General features: G+C 61.4%; 1 protein-coding gene. It reads right to left on the bottom strand.

What is annotated here, in order from left to right; translation table 11 throughout:
- Window positions 1-272, bottom strand: a 272-nt coding sequence (locus tag SB751_RS30560) for a phenylacetaldoxime dehydratase family protein (protein ID WP_410749092.1), incomplete at both ends; no start/stop codon positions are given.

Below are 272 nucleotides of genomic sequence, written 5' to 3'. Positions count from 1 at the left end.
AGCGGGCGACGGCGTCGCGCATCATCCCGGTTGTCGGATGGCAGTTCACGTATTCGTAGACCTGATGTTTCGCGTCGAATACGGACACCTCGTGATACAGCCGCAGCTTCGACAGCCCGGTGACGACGCGAAAGAACGTGACGAAGATCCGAAGATGCGTCGGATGCGACTCGGCCCATCGCTCGAGGCGGTCGAGCGAGCGCCAGTGGCCGATGTTGTAGCTCTCGTCGAGCAGATTGCCGTCGAGATCGATCGACCGCACGTAGCGGTTG

The organism is Cupriavidus sp. SIMBA_020, from assembly GCF_046535395.1.
Lineage (GTDB): Bacteria > Pseudomonadota > Gammaproteobacteria > Burkholderiales > Burkholderiaceae > Cupriavidus > Cupriavidus campinensis.
The sequence above is the reverse complement of the archived record's forward strand: the minus strand, read 5'-3'. Positions and strand labels throughout refer to the sequence as shown.